14 protein-coding genes are annotated in these 16,559 nt (G+C 55.4%); 2 read left to right on the forward strand and 12 right to left on the reverse strand.

The annotated features are described in order from the left end of the window. Positions 1-8: 8 nt before the first annotated feature. From EAV92_RS12510 to EAV92_RS12530, 5 genes are all read right to left on the reverse strand, one after another. Positions 9-812, reverse strand: coding sequence for a carbohydrate ABC transporter permease (locus EAV92_RS12510; RefSeq protein WP_123041401.1), 804 nt, complete (start codon positions 810-812; stop codon positions 9-11). Next, positions 809-1,756 (reverse strand): carbohydrate ABC transporter permease, encoded by a 948-nt coding sequence (locus EAV92_RS12515; protein ID WP_164472752.1) that lies wholly within the window; start codon positions 1,754-1,756, stop codon positions 809-811. The genes EAV92_RS12510 and EAV92_RS12515 overlap by 4 nt, the downstream gene beginning before the upstream one ends. 20 nt (positions 1,757-1,776) lie before the next feature. After that, the gene (locus EAV92_RS12520) at positions 1,777-3,168 is read right to left on the reverse strand and encodes an ABC transporter substrate-binding protein (protein WP_123041403.1); all 1,392 of its coding nucleotides are present in this window, start codon (positions 3,166-3,168) and stop codon (positions 1,777-1,779) included. Positions 3,169-3,292: 124 nt separating this feature from the next. Further along, positions 3,293-5,029, reverse strand: coding sequence for a sensor histidine kinase (locus EAV92_RS12525; RefSeq protein WP_123041404.1), 1,737 nt, complete (start codon positions 5,027-5,029; stop codon positions 3,293-3,295). A gap of 6 nt (positions 5,030-5,035) precedes the next feature. Beyond that, complete coding sequence (locus EAV92_RS12530) at positions 5,036-6,595, reverse strand: helix-turn-helix domain-containing protein (protein WP_123041405.1); 1,560 nt, start codon at positions 6,593-6,595, stop codon at positions 5,036-5,038. A gap of 186 nt (positions 6,596-6,781) precedes the next feature. On the opposite strand from EAV92_RS12530, the gene EAV92_RS12535 reads away from it, so the two are divergent. Next, complete coding sequence (locus tag EAV92_RS12535) at positions 6,782-7,396, forward strand: helicase-related protein (protein ID WP_123041406.1); 615 nt, start codon at positions 6,782-6,784, stop codon at positions 7,394-7,396. Positions 7,397-7,456: 60 nt separating this feature from the next. Here EAV92_RS12535 and EAV92_RS12540 read toward each other — a convergent pair whose 3' ends face one another. After that, on the reverse strand, positions 7,457-9,340 hold the full coding sequence (locus EAV92_RS12540; protein ID WP_420888826.1) for a terpene cyclase/mutase family protein: 1,884 nt from the start codon (positions 9,338-9,340) through the stop codon (positions 7,457-7,459). Positions 9,341-9,524: 184 nt separating this feature from the next. On the opposite strand from EAV92_RS12540, the gene EAV92_RS12545 reads away from it, so the two are divergent. After that, on the forward strand, positions 9,525-10,241 hold the full coding sequence (locus EAV92_RS12545) for a glycosyltransferase family 2 protein (RefSeq protein WP_123041408.1): 717 nt from the start codon (positions 9,525-9,527) through the stop codon (positions 10,239-10,241). 10 nt (positions 10,242-10,251) lie between these two features. On the opposite strand, the gene EAV92_RS12550 is transcribed toward EAV92_RS12545, so the two are convergent. The 6 genes from EAV92_RS12550 to EAV92_RS12575 all read right to left on the reverse strand — a co-directional run bounded on the left by EAV92_RS12550 (position 10,252) and on the right by EAV92_RS12575 (position 16,536). Continuing rightward, positions 10,252-10,566 (reverse strand): DMT family transporter, encoded by a 315-nt coding sequence (locus EAV92_RS12550; protein ID WP_123041409.1) that lies wholly within the window; start codon positions 10,564-10,566, stop codon positions 10,252-10,254. After that, a complete protein-coding gene (locus EAV92_RS12555) occupies positions 10,566-10,907 on the reverse strand; it encodes a DMT family transporter (protein WP_123041410.1) in 342 nt (113 codons plus the stop codon). The genes EAV92_RS12550 and EAV92_RS12555 overlap by 1 nt, the downstream gene beginning before the upstream one ends. Positions 10,908-10,921: 14 nt before the next feature. After that, entirely contained in the window at positions 10,922-11,503 is a 582-nt protein-coding gene (locus EAV92_RS12560; RefSeq protein ID WP_123041411.1) for a TetR/AcrR family transcriptional regulator, read from the reverse strand. Between the two features lie 72 nt (positions 11,504-11,575). Further along, on the reverse strand, positions 11,576-12,181 hold the full coding sequence (locus tag EAV92_RS12565; protein WP_123041412.1) for a copper resistance CopC family protein: 606 nt from the start codon (positions 12,179-12,181) through the stop codon (positions 11,576-11,578). A gap of 152 nt (positions 12,182-12,333) precedes the next feature. Continuing rightward, on the reverse strand, positions 12,334-14,334 hold the full coding sequence (locus EAV92_RS12570; protein WP_123041413.1) for a glutaminase family protein: 2,001 nt from the start codon (positions 14,332-14,334) through the stop codon (positions 12,334-12,336). 27 nt (positions 14,335-14,361) lie between these two features. After that, positions 14,362-16,536 (reverse strand): hypothetical protein, encoded by a 2,175-nt coding sequence (locus tag EAV92_RS12575; protein WP_241158257.1) that lies wholly within the window; start codon positions 16,534-16,536, stop codon positions 14,362-14,364. Positions 16,537-16,559: the final 23 nt, after the last annotated feature.

The following is a 16,559-nucleotide window of genomic DNA, read 5'->3' on the forward strand; positions in this document are numbered from 1 at the left end:
CTCCTTTCTCAGCCTTTGACCGCGCCGGCGGTCAGGCCCTTCATGAACGTGCGGGATCCCAGAAGGAACAGAAGGAGCACGGGAATCGTCGCCATCGTGAGCGCCGCCATGCGGGCGGCGTAGTCGGTCCTGTGCACGATGCCAAGATTCGAGATGAACACGGGAAGCGTGTACCATGTCGCTTTGTTGATCGTAACCAAAGGCAGCAAATAGTTGTTCCACGACCACAGGAACACCAGCGTGGCCAATGTCGCCAAGCCCGGCTTGATGATCGGAAGCACGATCCGCCAGAAGATGCCGGGCTCCGAGCAGCCGTCGATGCGGGCGCATTCCAACAGATCGTTCGGAATGGAATCGCGGATGAACTGAATCATGAAAAATCCGCCGAACGGGAAGGCCGCCCACACGAGGATGACCGGCCACAGCGTGTTCCCCACGCCAAGGTGGCGCATCTCGATGATGTAGCCGATCAACCCGACCTGCGTCGGCACCATCATGGTAAGGATGACGAACAGCTGCAGCCATTTACGGCCGCGGAATTCGAACTTCGCCACGGCATAGCCGACCAGCGTGCTGGTCATCACGGCGATCGCGACGGCGGCGACGGAAACCGTCAGGCTGTTACCGTACACGCGGAGAAAATCGGAACGCAGCACCGTATGGAGGTTTTGTCCCAAGTAGTCGCCCGGCAGAATCGGAATGCCCTTGAACAAGTCCTCGGTGACATGGGTGCTCATGACGATCATGATGTAGAACGGAAACAGCGACAGCAGCGAGATGACGATCAGGCAAATCCATACGAGAGCTTTCATTTCGAATCCTCCTTCGGCGCCGTCAGCCGGTAGCTGAGCATGGAGAATACGACGATCAGCAGGAACAAGGAGTAGGCGATGGCCGACGCATACCCGAAGCGGGTATCGGAAATGAACGAGACGTCCACGAAGTGCCAGATCATCGTCAACGCGGTATTGTCAGGGCCGCCCACCTGAACCGAGCCCGACCAGCCGCCGTACAGCAGCTTCGGCTCATCGAACAATTGCAGCCCGTTAATGACGGAAGTCACGACGAGAAACACGCTGATATTGCGCAGCAGCGGCATCGTGATTTTCCGGAACGTATGGAATCCGGAGGAGCCGTCCACCCTCGCGGCTTCATAAACGTCCTGCGGAATCACGGTCATGCCGGCCATGTAGATGATCATGAAATAGCCGAGGTTACGCCAGATGACCATCAAAGCGATGACGGCCCTGGAGGACCAAGGATTTTGCAGCCAATAAACGCCTTCCTGCGCCCAGCCGAACTTCACGAGCAGCAGATTGACGAGACCGGTCTGCCAGTCGAACAGGTAGGAGAAAATGAAGCCGATCGCGACCGGCGTCGTAATGTACGGCAGCACGTTGATCGTTTGGATCAGCTTCTTGCCCCGGACCAGATGGAACGTCCAATAGGCGAGCAGCAGCCCGAGGATCAGCGTCACCGGGATGAACATCGCCATCATGATCAAGGTGTTCCACAGCGATTTGACGAACAAGGGATCATGCGTCCAAAGCTGGACGTAGTTTTTGAACCCGATATAAGTTTTCGAGCCAATGCCGTTCCAATCGTGCAGGCTTAGCACGAAGGAATAAATGACAGGGTACAGTTGAAAAGCCGCATAAGCCGCCACAAACGGCAGGGCGAAAAGATAGGGCCACATACGTGGCCCCCATGCGCGTTTGCGGGATGCGGCGGATTTGACGGTACGTTCCGCGCTCATGGTCATCCCTCGTTTGCTGTTTACTTCACGTTGGCGTCGGGCGCCTTGTTCTTAAACTCCGTTTTGAATTTCTCCAGCGCGGCGTCGGCTTTAATCGAAGCATCCTTCGTCCAAAGCGGATACAAGGCGTTCATCACCGAGTCTACGACCGAATCGTATTTGGATTGCGGAGCGCCTTTCATGTCGGGAACGATTTTATCGAGGTAATACCTCGCCAGGTTTTCACCGCCGAAGAATTCGTCGTAGGCGCCCGGAGCGTCGAATACCGCTTTTTGATCTTCATAGAACTTTTTGTTGCTGGTCATGTTGCCGAAGTTTTTAAAGCTGAACAGCGATCCTTCTTCCGACTGGTAGGCGAAATTGACGTATGCCCAAGCCGCTTCCTTCACTTTGCTGTCCTTATAGATTCCGATCGCGGTACCGCCGCGCGCGAATCCGGATTCCGGCGCTTTGACGAGTCCCCAGCGGCCTTTGCCTTCCGGATCGTTCGCCGAGATGTGCCATTTCGGACCCCATGGAGCCATCGGATAAAACATGAACTCGCCTTTCGCCATGGAAGCGGACCACGCCGGCGTCCACAGCTCGTTCTTGCCCAGAATGCCGGCGTCGCGCATCTGGAAGAGCGTGTCGATCGGCTTTTTCATCTTGGCCGTCAGGTCAACATCGGATCCGTTCACGTAGGATACGACATTCTGGTTTCTCAGCACGAGAAGCGCGTCGCCGAGTCCCGGGAACATGAGCACCTTGCCGCCGCTTTTCTCTTTCAGTTCCGTGCCCTTGGCGATGAACGCGTCCCAAGTCGGGATCAGCTTCTCCAGTTCGGCCGGATCGTCGGTGCCCCAGTATTGCTTCGCCAGGTCGCGTCGGTAGGCGAAACCCGCCGGCGTGATCGCCTGGTCGACGGCCACGACTTGGCCTTTGGAGTTCGAGATGAAAGGAATCGTATAGTCCATCACGCTATTGCGGTCGAAGTTATAAGGAGCTTGCTCCAGATTGTCCAGCACGTCCAGGTCGAACAGCTTGCCGCGGTAAGCCTCTTCCCCGAGGATGACGTCCGGCACGTCGGAGCCGGAAGCAATGCCGCTTTGCAGCTTTTGCAAATAATCGTTCGGATTGACGACGGTCACTTCCACTTTGACGTTCGGGTACTTCTTGTTGAACTCCGGAATCATGCCTTTGTCGAAGGCCTCGTCCCAGTCCCATACTTTGATCGTGCCGCTGAGCTGCGTCGGATCGGTGCTCGCTGGCGCGGAGGCCGATGCGGATGCGCCGCCGGACGAAGCGGCCGGGCTGGCCGAGGATGGCGAAGCGCTTGAATCGGAATTGCCGCTGCCGCAGGCAGCCAGAGATCCGGCAAGCAGGGTCAGCGGAAGCACGCCCGCCAGCCATTTGGAAACCTTGTTTTTGTTCACTTGTTCTGTCCCCCCAGGACCATGAAGATAAAAGCGCTTTCTGATATCTATCGTAATGCCCTGCGGTTTGCCGTTGTAGGAGTCAAAACGGCGATTTTGTATAAAATCCGGCGGTCCCGCCGGATTACCGTACCTCTTTCAGCGGAAACTGCAGCCGGACTCTCGTGCCTCCGCGCTCTCCGCTTCCGATTTCCAGCTTCGCGGCAGCGCCGAAAGACGTTTTCAGACGTTCCCGGATGTTGGAAAGACCGATGCCTCTCGTCCGTTCCTGACGAACAGATGCCGCCGGAACCGGATCGTCCGAGCCCGCTTCCGGCATTCCCCTTCCGTCGTCTTCGACTTCCAGCACGAAATCTCCGTCCTCCCGGTAAGCCCGGATGGCGATTTCCCCGCGCTCCCGTTCGGAGGGAACGATCCCGTGAACGATCGCGTTTTCCACGAGCGGCTGCAGCGCCATCCTCAAAATCTGCTTCTCCAGCAGCTCCTCTTCCAGTTCCCAGCGCAGCTGGAACCGTCCAGGATAACGCGTCTGCTGGATCAGCGCGTATTTGTCCACGATCCTTTTCTCTTCGGCCAGAGAGGACTTGACGGCCCCTTCGCCGGTTTTGATCGTATCCTGAAGGATTCCGATCAGAGCTTGCGTAACCTCGACGGCCTGTTGGTTTCGCCCGGCATGCGCCAAATAAATGACCGTGTTCAGCGTGTTGTAGACGAAATGGGGGTTAATTTGCGCCATCAGCAGGTCGATATGCATTTTGCGTTTCATCTCTTCGTCCCTGAGCGACGACTCCATCAAGTCCCTTAAATCCTGGACCATTCGGTTAAAGCCGCCGCCCAAGATCTCCAGCTCGTCTCCGCTTCGGATGGTGACATGGGTATTCAAATCGCCGGCCGATACCCGCTTCATCGCTTGGGTGAGACGGGACAGCGGCTTGGTGAGACCGACGATGATCGGGAGCATGACGACGAGCGTGACCGCGATGCCGCTGAGAATGATATAGACATAGAAATAGAAAACGCGGTTGATTTTCTCGAACAAGCGTGGCTTGGAAATCAGGGTGACCTGCTTCCAGCCCTGGTTCATCGCGTCGTCGGTCAGCACGATGCGGCTCGCATCCTCATGAAAAGAATTCCCGGAAGCCCGGGCCGTTGCCATGAATTCCGAGTCGCTCTGATCCAACTTCGAAGTCGAAGCGAACAGGCGAGCCCCCGTACCGGTATAAAGCTCCATTTGATCGAAGTCCTTCTCGCTCTGCCGGAATACGTTGTCCAATTCGGAGTAGGAAATGTCAAGCACCAGGTAGCTGTAGGGCGAGACTTGGTCGCCGATCGGACGGTATTTCAACACGTAGCTGAACACCTGCCGATTGCCGCCGATGAAAAAAAACGGATGCGGCTCGGAGTATCCATTTCGGACGTCCTTCATTTTGAGGAACCAATCCTGCTTCAGATATTCCGTGAAGTAATCTTCATAGCCGCTGTAGTTGGAGTAGGTCTGTCCGTCAGGAGGAACGACGAGCACGTTTAAAATGAAATTATTGAGCGCGACGAACCTTTTGAGCTTCTCTTGCACGGCTTGCTTTCGGAAATAGTTTTTCTCGATGTCGGGACCGTCCGGCTGGTTGACCAGCGCGGCGATCTCTTCGTCGGAGACGATGTATTCCGCGGTTTTCATGACCTGTTCCTGGATTTTCTTGAGTTGGAAGGAGGCCTGAGCCAGCTTGGTCCGGCTGTCCTTGATCGATTGCTCGCGAAGGATGTTCTTCGAATAGTTATAAATGAAAAAGCCGCTCAGGAGCAGTGAAAACGAAACGACCAGCGCCGTACTGGCGATGATTTTGGTCCGGATCTTCATCCGCATGGCCGCTCACCTTTTCCTTTCCGCGAAGTCGAGAGGGTTCACGCCCGTGCTCTTGCGGAACACTTGGCTGAAATATTGGCTGTTCCGGAATCCCACCCGTTCGGCGATTTCATAGATTTTCAAATTTCCTTGATCCAAAAGGGTTTTGGCATGCTCCATCCGAATGTCCGTCAGCTTGTCCAGCAACGTTTGTCCCGTCTCTTCTTTGAAAACATGGCGCAGGTGGTCGCGGCTGATTCCCAGGTGCTGGGCGATCGAATCCGCGTTAAGGTCCCCATCCGAAAAATGAAGCTCCATGAAGTCGATCGCCTGCCTCACCTTGCGGGAAACGGGACTATGAAGGGAATCGGCTTCCGCTAAGGCTCCGAACTCCCGGAGAAACCATGAGCGGATGTTCGAGACGGAGTCCCATCGTGCGGAGGTGAAGCTTCCCCCCTCCCAAGCTTCTTTAAGCGAGGGCAGACGAAGAGCTATTCTGGACCGATTCAACAGAGACGCCAGTTGCCGGCACATGTCCGAGAAACCCGCCAAGTCGCGAGCGGCTTCCGCCTGGAGGAACAATTCGGTTAATGCTTTTCCCGCGTCTTCGAATTTTCGTTCGGACACGCCGTTCCGGATTTGATGAAGCCCTTCTTCCCAAATCAACGGACGGACAACGTCTCGATCCGAACGAATATCATTCAAGCGGAAAATTTGGCGGGGACCTGCGAAAACGGAGTGGGACAGGAGCCGCACGGCCTCCGCAAGTTTCACGGGAACCTCCTCCCTGGAAGCCATGCCGGCTGCAAGCGATAGAGAGACGGTCATTTCCGTTATACGCTCCAAAATCTCGCGAGCCTGGGCCGCCTTCCCCTCGATAAACTCCCGCATTTTACTTTCGCCTTTCAAGCCGTTATCGGCATAAAGAAGGACGAACAGGTTGTCCAAAAAACGGATGGATGCGATCAAGTTCGGATCTTCCCGTTCCGGCCAATCATCGGGCATGGCAGGCGTATCCGTTTCCGGCACGATGCCGGAAAGCAGCGGGAACGGTCGATCCGGTTGGGCGACGACCAGGTGAAGACAACCGTGCGCTGAAGCTTTTCCGGACGCCGCGGCGGACCATTGTTCATCCGTGAGAGGCCGGCCGCCAAGCCAATCCATGAGCAGCCGGTTCCGATTTTCCTCTACTCGCTGCCTTTCGCGCTCGATTTCCTGCCGCAGTTCCGACAATTCTTTGCTTAACGTATCCGCGTTCATCTCGTGTTTGACCCAATAGTTGGACACGCCCAGCTTGACGGCCTTCTTCGCATAGTCGAATTCTTTGTAAGACGTTAACAGGACGATTTTCCGGATGGAATCGACGGAAGTGATCCGCTCGGTCAGCGCCAAGCCGTCCATGCCGGGCATGACGATGTCCATGATCGCCAGCTCGGGACGCTGCTTTGCGGCCAGTTCCGGTGCCTGCAGGGGATTCGTCGTCACGCAGGCAATCTCGTATCCCAGTTGCTCCCAAGGTACCAGTTGACGAATATGTTCGATAGCCAAGATCTCGTCGTCCACGATCATGACTCGAATCGGTTTCATGGGGAAGCCTCCTCTCAGGCAAACGTAATCCCATTATAATCGGGAAATCTCGCATGTGAAGGAGTCCTCCCTAACCTGGGCGGGTTATTTTCGTTTTAGCTAAGTACCTATAAGTGGCAGGCCCCTAACAGGCGATTGTCCTTTATAATAGGGGAAATCGTATGTAGAAAGGATGTCTGCCAGCGAATGAGAATCGTAGAAACCCCGATCGCCGTCTCACTGGAGCAATCCGACGACAGCCGATACCTCGAACTTTTGAGCGAATATTTTCAGGCTTCCGAGCGGGACGGCCGCGCTTCATCGATAGAAGAAAAGAAAAAGCTGATGGCCATAAAAGAAGAAATGGGAGCCTTGTGCAATCGGAATCCGCGGAAACGCGATGCCTTGTCCTCTCTCGTTTCGAAGATCCGGGAACGCAGGGAAAAGGCCGTGCTGATCACGAAATCGAGCGCCGTAGCCTCCGACTTGGCAGAATATCTCGAAGAAAACCTTGGCGGCCGCGCGGTCTTGAGCATCACGAACCAAGATTCCGTCCACGAGGTGAATGATATTCTCGGCCAATTCGGCAAACTGCCGGAATCGACCGTGTTGGTGATGACGGATTCCGTCACGACCGGAGCGGACCTCACCGCCGCCAATCACTTGATCCATTACGATTACCCGCAGCGATATACGGAAATGAACCAGCGCAATAACCGGATTTCCAGACAGACCTCGCAGCACGAAGAAGCGACGATCTATTACTTGGTCACTTCCGGGAAGATTGACGAATTCGAATTCCAGCAATCCAAAAGAGCGTAACGCCCTAACGCGACAACGCTGCCCTCGAGCGGATCCCATCCGTCCTGAGGGCAGCGTTGTTTACGAAGAGTACTTGTTTTGATAATGAGCGAGCGCAAGCAGCGGCCAGATATACCGGTAGCTGTGGTAATGGGAGTAAAAAACGCCGGGGAGACCCGCCCCGGTCGGGTAGACGGTGAACGCGTTCTCTTCCTGCGTAAGCCCGATCAATCTTTGCACTCCCTTCCGGATGGCGGGAGTCGGCGAGTCATGGACGGAGATGAGCGCGTCAAGCGCCCAAGCGGTCTGGGACGGCGTACTCCCCTGAAGAGGGATATACCGCAGCTGCCGATCGCTTTCGCAGGATTCTCCCCATCCCCCGTCCGGATTTTGAATTTCCGCCAACCATCTCGCTCCGTTGCGCACCGCCTTGTGGTCCGGTGAAATTCCGACTGCCGTCATCCCCGTTAATGCCGCCCACGTGCCGTAAATGAAGCAAACTCCCCACCGTCCATACCAGGACCCGTCTTTCTCTTGATGCCCGATGAGCCAGTCCGCGCCTCTGCGTATCCGTGTTTGGTCGACCGTAAGTCCCGCATACTTGCCCAGAAACTCCAACGTTCTCCCCGTCAAATCCGGCGTCGAGGGATCGATGGCCGACGATTTCGCTTCCGCAAACGGGAGCAAGGCTAAAATTTCTTTGTCCGTGTTTTTCTCGAATGCCGGCCATCCCCCGTCATCGTTCTGCATGGACAGCAGCCAGTTTAAGCCCCGATTCCACGCCCCGCGGTAAGCTGCATCAGCTGACGCGAATCTTTTGATCGCCCTCAAAGCCGCGGTCGTATCATCCACGTCCGGATTCCGCGTGTTGGATGCCGAAAATCCCCACCCGCCCGGAGGCACGTTGCGGTTATGCTTCACCCAATCTCCGGGCCGGTCATGCTGTTTGGACAACAGGTACGTTGCCGAACGGAGAATCGCCGGATTGTCCGCCAACGTCCCCGCCTCCTGCAAAGCGCAGCTCAGCAAAGCCGTGTCCCATATGTCGGGCGGCGAGTTTTGCACGAAAATCGGCCGCGCGGTCTTGCAAATCATTGCCTTTAGACCCTGCACGGCTTTCATGATGACAGGATGGCGTTTATCGTAGCCGATCGCAAGCATCGCGAAAATCATCAGAAAAGTGCATGTGGCATAACTGTAAAAGGTTCCGTCCGGTTCGATCCTCTCCAGCATGTAGCGCTCCGCGTATCCGACGGCCTCCTCGTGAAGCTGCGCCGGCAGCCCGGCGAGAGCTGAAATCCCTTGGCCGATCTGCTCCAAGAACGGTCGCAGTTCATCATAATCGTTCCCGAGCGTTTTCCGATCGCCGCCGATCAACGGCGTTAAATCAGGGGTCATTTTCGTTTTAATAGAATATTGCCGATCTGCAAGCAGCAGAGCCGGAATCATATGAACGCGGGCGTAGCCGGAAAAATCGAAGAAGTGAACGGGAAACGAGGAAGGAAGAAGCAGAGACTCCAGAGGGATCTTGAGAGAACGCGGCCACGGATATTGGCCTGTAGCCGCCAGCATCACTTTGGTCATCAGCCCGCTAATTCGCCCGAGCCCGCCCTTCGAGAGAATGAACGTCCGAGCTTTCGCCATCGCGAGGTCGTTGACCTGACTGTAACCGGAATAAAGCAGAGCGTAATAGCACTCCACCGTAGCGGACAAGTTCCCTTCTCGTTCATCGGGGAACGCTCTCCAGGCGCCATCCGCGCTTTGCGTGGCAAGAAGCCGTTCGCATAGAAGACGGATAAGGTTTTCATCCTCGATTTCCAAGGTCCTCAGCACAATGATCATATAGGCATCGGTTAACACCGCGTTTTCGAAACAGAATCTCCAAGAACCGTCAGGCGCCTGCATACGCGTTATTTTGTCCGACAGCCGCCTGATCTCCCGTTCCACTTCCCCGCTCGGATTCATTCTCATTCTCCCCTCCCTTCTCCATGTTATGAACGAAAAAAGCCTTCATTCGGCGGGAAACCGAAAAGGCTTCGAAGATACGAACTCTCTTAAAATGTGATAGCTGTTCGGAGGCAATATGCCGTTCCCGTTCCACCTGCTTGCCATATTGTATTTGTAAATGGACAAGGAGTGGAGGGAGCTCATGGGACATAAATCTTTCTATGGCGTCTCCATTGTCGCCTGTACGAATCGGCCTCAGTTTTTTAATAATATCTTGGCGAATTTCAAGCGTCAGCTTTACCCGAAAAAAGAGCTGATTATCGTCATCAATAAAGACAGCATGGATTTGGAAACCTACCGGGGCAAAGCGAAGCCCTATCGAAACGTACGAGTCTATCAGCTTCCCGAGGTGCGGACCCTCGGAGAATGCCTCAATTTCGGGGTACAGGAATCCCGGTTTCCTTATGTGGCCAAGCTTGACGACGACGACTTCTACTCGCCATTCTATTTGTCCGAACAGATGAACGCGATCGCGCGAACGGGCGCCCGAATCGTCGGGAAACGCAGCTATCTCGCTTTTTTGGAAGCAAAGAGTCTCCTGATCATGCGTTTTCCGGGACGCAGCAAACGTTATGTCGGACATGTGGCGGGCGGTACGATTTTATTCGCCAAAAAAGTATTCGACCGGGTTCGCTTTCCGGACGTGTCGCTGGGAGAAGACGTGTTATTCTTGCGAAGCTGCCGTAAAGCGGGCTTTAAAATCTATTCAACGTCTCCTTACAACTATGTGGGCATCCGGCGAAAGAATAAAGCGATTCATACCTGGCAAGCGCACGACAACTATCTTCTCGCCGGAAGCCGAATCGTCGCCAAAACCAATCAACCGAAGGTATACCGGAAAATGGCGACAAGAAGATGATTTTCCGATCTTAAGAGATCAGCTTTAATCCCATCGCGGAAGCCAGGACCATGGCGATGAACAGCAGGCGGCGCCAATCGCGCGATTCACCGAAGAAAAGCATCCCGACCAACGCGCCTCCGGCGGTTCCGATCCCCGTCCATATGGCATAAGCCGTGCCCATGGGCAGACTTCTGAGGGCCAAGCTCAAAAAAATAAAGCTCAGCGTAATGCCGACGCCAAAGAGAATAAAGGCTTTCACGTTTTTATCCCGGTTGATCCGGTTCATGCCAAGTACGCCTACGACCTCGAACATGCCCGCTAAAAACAAAGATACCCAAGCCATCAGGATTGCACCTCCGTTGAAGCGGAAGAGCCGCCGATCAGCTTTAACCCCATGATGCCGGCCAAAAGCAACGCGATCAACAAGAGCTTTGCCAGTCTGACAGGTTCATCGTACAAAACCATTTCCGCAAGCACCGTGCCTGCCGTTCCAAGTCCGGTAAATACGGCATAAACCGTGCCGACAGGCAGTCTCGTCGATGCGGCGATAATCAAATAGAACGAAATGGCAAGCGAGACAATCGTAGCTGCCCATGATACCGGACTCTCCGCATGTTTAAAACCGATGACCCAAATGACTTCGAAAAACGCGCCGACGAAAATAAAGATCCAACTGCGGTTCATATGCCATACCTCCTCTAGCTGTTCCGGATCCCTCGCCAAAAAACGTGCCAAGACGCGTCTAACCTCTTAAGGGAGCGTTCCAAATCCCCGTACAGCATTTCCACGAACATGCCGTCCAGTACCGCGGTAAAAGCGACGGTTGCCCGATCGACGGAAACGTCGGGATGCATTTCTCCGTTGTTGGCCGCGGATGCAAAAAACGGTTCGAGCAGCATCGCCGTCGTATCGAGATGGTGATTGGAATAATCCACGATTTCCCGTCGCAGATGACCGGGCGGAAAGAAGGCCATTCTCAGAAAAAACTTCGTATCGTCTTCCCGCTCATAGCGCAACCTATATTCGTTTAGAAATCCGTACAGCATTTTTTCGAGTGACGAAGTCTTGCTGCGCTCCAGATATTCCTGAACGAAAAGCATCTCCCGGTCCGCCACGTCCCGGAAGACGGCGAGGAACATTTCGTCTTTTCCCGTGAAGTGGCTGTAGATCGACTGTTTTTTGATGCCGACCTCAGCGGAAATATCGGCCAGAGAAGCGCCCTCGTAGCCGCTTCGCGCAAAGTGTCTCAGTGCGACTTCGCGGATTTTATCGGATGACACTCCAATCCCCCCTTACGAACGTTCGTCAGTTTATTTAAACATAAAAAAAGCCGCCTGCCAAGACGGCTTTTTTTATTTCCTTTTCCGAAAGGCGATCGTTACGGCAGCCACCAAGATCACCGCGGCTCCAATTAGTGCCCAGGTCGAAAAGACCATTCCACCGTAAGCATCGGAAGCAGTGTCTGCGGTCGGGGCTTCGCTGGACGGATCAGCGGCTGAAGGGGATGCGGACGAAACCGGCGATTCGACCGGTGAGCTCTCAGACGGAGATGCCGGCGGGTTAGTTGCCGAAGCCGTCGGAGCGGCCGTGGTTGCGGTCGCAGGCACCTCGACCACGAAAGCAAAACTCCCTTTCCCCGGGTGACGGTCCGCGCTGATGATTCGCCAATCCACCTTGTAGGATCCGTTCGATAGAGGTTTTTCCAGTACGGCCGTTACAACCTTGCCTTTTATCTTCGTATCCTTCAAAGCCTGCTCTTCTCCGGCTGCATTTGTTACTGCGATCTTCGCCGAGGTATCGAGAGTTTCGTTGAAATTCATCGTGATTTCCGTCACTTCGGACGTGCTCTTTTCATTCGGCACGGTGGATACGAGCGATGAGTGTGCCAGGATGACGCTCGGATGCAGGATCAACAGGAAGATGCCCGCGAGCATCACCATCAAAGTACGGTTTTTCATAGAGCCACCCCTTTCTCTCTATCTTTACTCAAAAACTATCATGATTATATCAACAAGTTTTGGTCAATAAAAAAAGCACTAAAGCATGCATGCTTTAGTGCTTTTCCGACTGCAACTGCTGCAAACGGTAAAACGCCCCTTTGGCCTCACCTTCACAGATGTTTGTCCTTGAGCAACTTCATGAAGATGCCGCCGACGACGCTGCGGTGCTGGAAGTTCAGCTGCCGAGCCGTGACCGTATCCGTCCAGTCAGAGAATGGAACGCGGTCCGCCGTCTCGTTCAGCATGCGCCAAAGCGGCTCGATAAGCGCTTCGAAATCCCCCCGCTCCTCCGAGAGTGCCGCGGACCAGACCAGCCAGTCCCCTTTCGTATAGGAGGCCCTGTTATCGAGCGGAGTTCCGTATGCGTTCCGACGCTTCAAATACGATTCCGTTTCCCGCCGCACCGTCTCTTCGCCGAACAAATCGGTGCCAAACAGCAAATCCCAGATCAGGTTGTATTTCAAGCTCCAGCTTCCGTCCAGCCCAAACGCCAGCTTCGTATGATCCCCATCGTCAGCCAGCTGCTTCCAGGCTTCTGCCATCTGCCGCGCCTTCTCCATATAATTGGCGGCGCGTGGTCCGTCTCCCGCCAAATCGAGCAAGCGCGAAAATGCCGCGATCCCCATAATCGCCTTCACCGACAAGTTCGCGTTTCGCGCCAAGTGGCCCGCGAAGTCGTCCGTACACAGCTGATTGTCCGGGTCCAACCCATGTTCCGCCAAATAGTCCGCCCATTGCGTCAGCTGCGCTATATGCGGCCGCGCGAAATCTACGTTTCCTTCCGCCAGGCAAACCGCAGCCGTCATGATCAGCATGTTGCCGCATTCTTCGACCGGCATCTGCGCTTCCCGACGATTCTCACCGTACACTTGTCCGTTGCCCAACGGGTATTGACCGATATCATGCGGTGCGAATTCGAACGGCCACGCTTCGCTATTCGCATACCGAAAGATCGGCCGCAGCATAGCCGCAACCAATGACGGATTAAACAGCAGGAACAAAGGAGCTGAAGGATAGCTGACATCAACCGTCGCCATGCAGCCGTTGCTGTAGCATTCCTTGGACAGAAAAAGCAGTTCGCCTTCCGGGTCGACGACGAGTTTATGCGCCGCAATAGCCTGTCGATAAGAGAGCGCCAGCATCTGCGCATATTTGGGACCGCCTGAAGCCTCACCGTCATTGAGTACCTGCCGATCGAATTCCTCGCACCGCTCCATGATCGCATCGTGATCCTCGAAGGCAGCAGCGATCATCTGCTCGGCCGTTTGGCCTCGTCTTTTCCAGTACGCCTGAAGCCGCTCGCCGAAATATTCCACCGCATACAAGTCATCATAAGCGAGCACCGCCAGCCGTCGTACCGGCTCTTCCCCGACGATGCCGCAATTATAGGAAGCCGCCATGACGGGAAAGCCGTCCGCTGCGGCTCGCGGCATCGTGATCGGCTCCTCGCATGCAATGGAGCCCGTGCGAACGAACGTCTTGCGAATGTCGGCAGAATGCACGCAGACTTCCGGAGCGTCCACATGTTGCGTCGCCAGGTAAACGTAACCCCAATCGATCCGCAAATCGTCCCCGGACCGGTTCAGGACGGCTTGCTCCGCATGGCCCATTCGCTGCCATCGGTATGTCTCGCTGTGTCCCGTCTCCCACGCAACCTTCTGATCCGATCGATCGACACACCACTCGCCCGTCACATCCAAGTAGAGGCTGACGCGATGCGGCTTACCGTCTATCGAACACACTTCAAGAGAAATATAAGAGGCGGGACGGGACAGTAAATCGAGATCGTCCGGCAAGAGCGGTGTCGTGAAACGGACTGCCAGCCGAACGCCTTCTCCTTCGAACGAATACACGGACGATAGCGGCGTAACGGTCAGTTCCGTCTGCTTCATCGCCGGAGGTTCGGTGTAGTAGCGCTCGATGTTCGGTTCGACACGGCCCGCAAACCGCCGGGTTTGCCCGTCGATTTGGATCAAGCCCGTCAAAGCTTGGCGTTGGCCGGTCCAGTGGCGGGTGAAGTCATCCGTTAGCCGATCCGCCATCGACCAGACGCTGAAATAAGGATCTACCGTCACCAGAGGAACGGCAGGTGGACGCAGAGTGTTCGTCATGTTTGGACACCTTTCCTTTCTTCACTGTTATCGAATCCGGATTTCAGCCCCGCCCGGATGATGCTCGTAACGAATAAGCAGCGTACTCGTCCGATTGTCCCATTCGTAAGCAAGCGGCTCGGTTCGGCCGGGAACGGTGTAGTCGGCGGAAGACGGCTGGAAGCCGCACCTGACCCTTGCCACCGCGCGTACGCCTTGCGGTCCCCGTACCGTGAAGCTGACGGAATCCGCCTCCGACATGAAGCATTCGATCCTGGAGGAGGCTGCGATAATCCCGCTCCTTCCCGGTTGATCAATCTGTTGCATGTTATATAACAACACTTGATGTCCCGGTTGCACGACGACAGTCTCCCTGACCGCCAACTGCGGGTCGAACAGATCGACATAAAGTCCTGTCAGCCGAAGCGGTTCTTCCGACACGGATTCCCGCATGACAGACGCGATGACATAAGGACCGCGCCGTATCATCAGATGATTCGCCGGAAGCCAGCTCCGCCGCCCGTCTCCCAGTTTGTCGATCGCCGTCCGGACCGCATGGCGCAGACGGTCGGCCGCTTCGGCGCTCTCCGCCAGACGCTCCGGATGCTCCTTCATGTACACGACAACGCCTCGGCCGACGGCTTCCACCCCTTCCGCCCGATCAGGCGCGAGCCCGAGACATTCGAACAGATGCTCGCGAGGAGTCAGATATGGCTTCGCTCCTTGGTTCCACCATTCCCGCACCTGATGGTACGGGTCGCTGTCGTCGCCTACATAGACGAGAGCTCCGCCGTCGCGAACCCACTGTGCGAGAGAAGCGTGAATATCCGGAAATTCAGGCTTCATGAATTCATAGCTGAGCACGAGCACGCGGTAGTCGTTCAGATAACCGGGAAACCGCCGGATATTGTCCAATTGTACCGGTCGGACCGGCAATCCGTGCTTCAGCAAGGGCAGCGTCAATCCATAAAAGGACGAGTAAAGAAGCAGCTTCAGTGCATATTCGTCCGTCATCTCGACTTCGTTCGTCCCGTCATATTTCAGCATGAAGCCGGCCGTCGGCACGCCGGGCGCCTTGCGCTGGAACATCGCCGAATCGGCCATCAATACGCCGATTCGCACGTTATTACCGAAGTCTTCGACTTCCGGTTGATCCATATTCCCAAGCGTATGCATCAGCAGCAGCAGCGTAGTCGCATAGTCCGGAGGAATCGGTTCTTTCCCTTCCCCGTTCTCGGCCGGGTATTGCCCTTCGAAAATCCGCTTGGGCCACGGCGCAACCTCATAGCGAGAAACGCCTGGATGCAGCAGTGAAGCCGTCAGCGTCCGAATATAATTCGCCCTGTAATCGCTCCATGTGCGCTTCGGATCATCCTCGATCGGGTCGTGCAGGAACCACATTCGGCGGTCCGTGCCGCGAACGAGCTCCTGCATAATGCCGTATTCCAGATAAGCAGTTTCGAACGTCCGCTCTGCCGCCACTCCTTCATACACATTGGCCGTTCTCGAAGTTCCGGTCCATATTTGCGCGATGTAGCCGTTAATCGACGGCACATCGAGCAATCGCGACTCGGGGCTCACGATTCTCCATTGCGCATAATTGATCAGGCTATGGGTCGGCACGTAGAACCGAAGCGGACGGCCATACTTGACCAGGGAGTATTCCTTCAGCGCCGAGCAAACCCGGTCCAGACAGCGGGTGTACAAATACGCCTTCAGCTTGGAAGCCCTGTACTGTCCGTCGCACGATCCGTCGGGATCCTGCCAGGGCTCGTTATAGTAGATGAGCCATTCCCGCTTGAACGCCTCCGAATATCCCCCTTCGACCCAAAACTCCGGTTCCTCTAGATGGATGGCGTCGACGCCTGCATCGACGGCGGGACGAATCCGCTCCGTCAAAAAGTCGGCGTAGGCAACGGTAGGCACCATATAGGGAATCTCCCGCGATGTTCCGTGAATGATGGTCTCGCCGGACTTGTACGTTTGCGCTTCATCCCAATGCGGGCGGCCATCGTACTGCCCGTTCAAGTATTCCTGGTACCCGCCCCAGGAAACTCCTGTCATCAGATGAACCTTGTATCCTCGCTCGGCCCATTGCCGAATGCGCTCGGGCATTGTCGCGCTTACGCCGTACACCATTACGAAATCGGTCTGCAGATCGTACTTCTCCCCAAACCCGCTTCCTTCCTGAAAACCGGTTCGTTCTTCCTCTCTTGCGCCCATCACGGATAACCTCCTGCGTCTGG

The organism is Cohnella candidum (assembly GCF_003713065.1).
Classification (GTDB): Bacteria; Bacillota; Bacilli; order Paenibacillales; family Paenibacillaceae; genus Cohnella; species Cohnella candidum.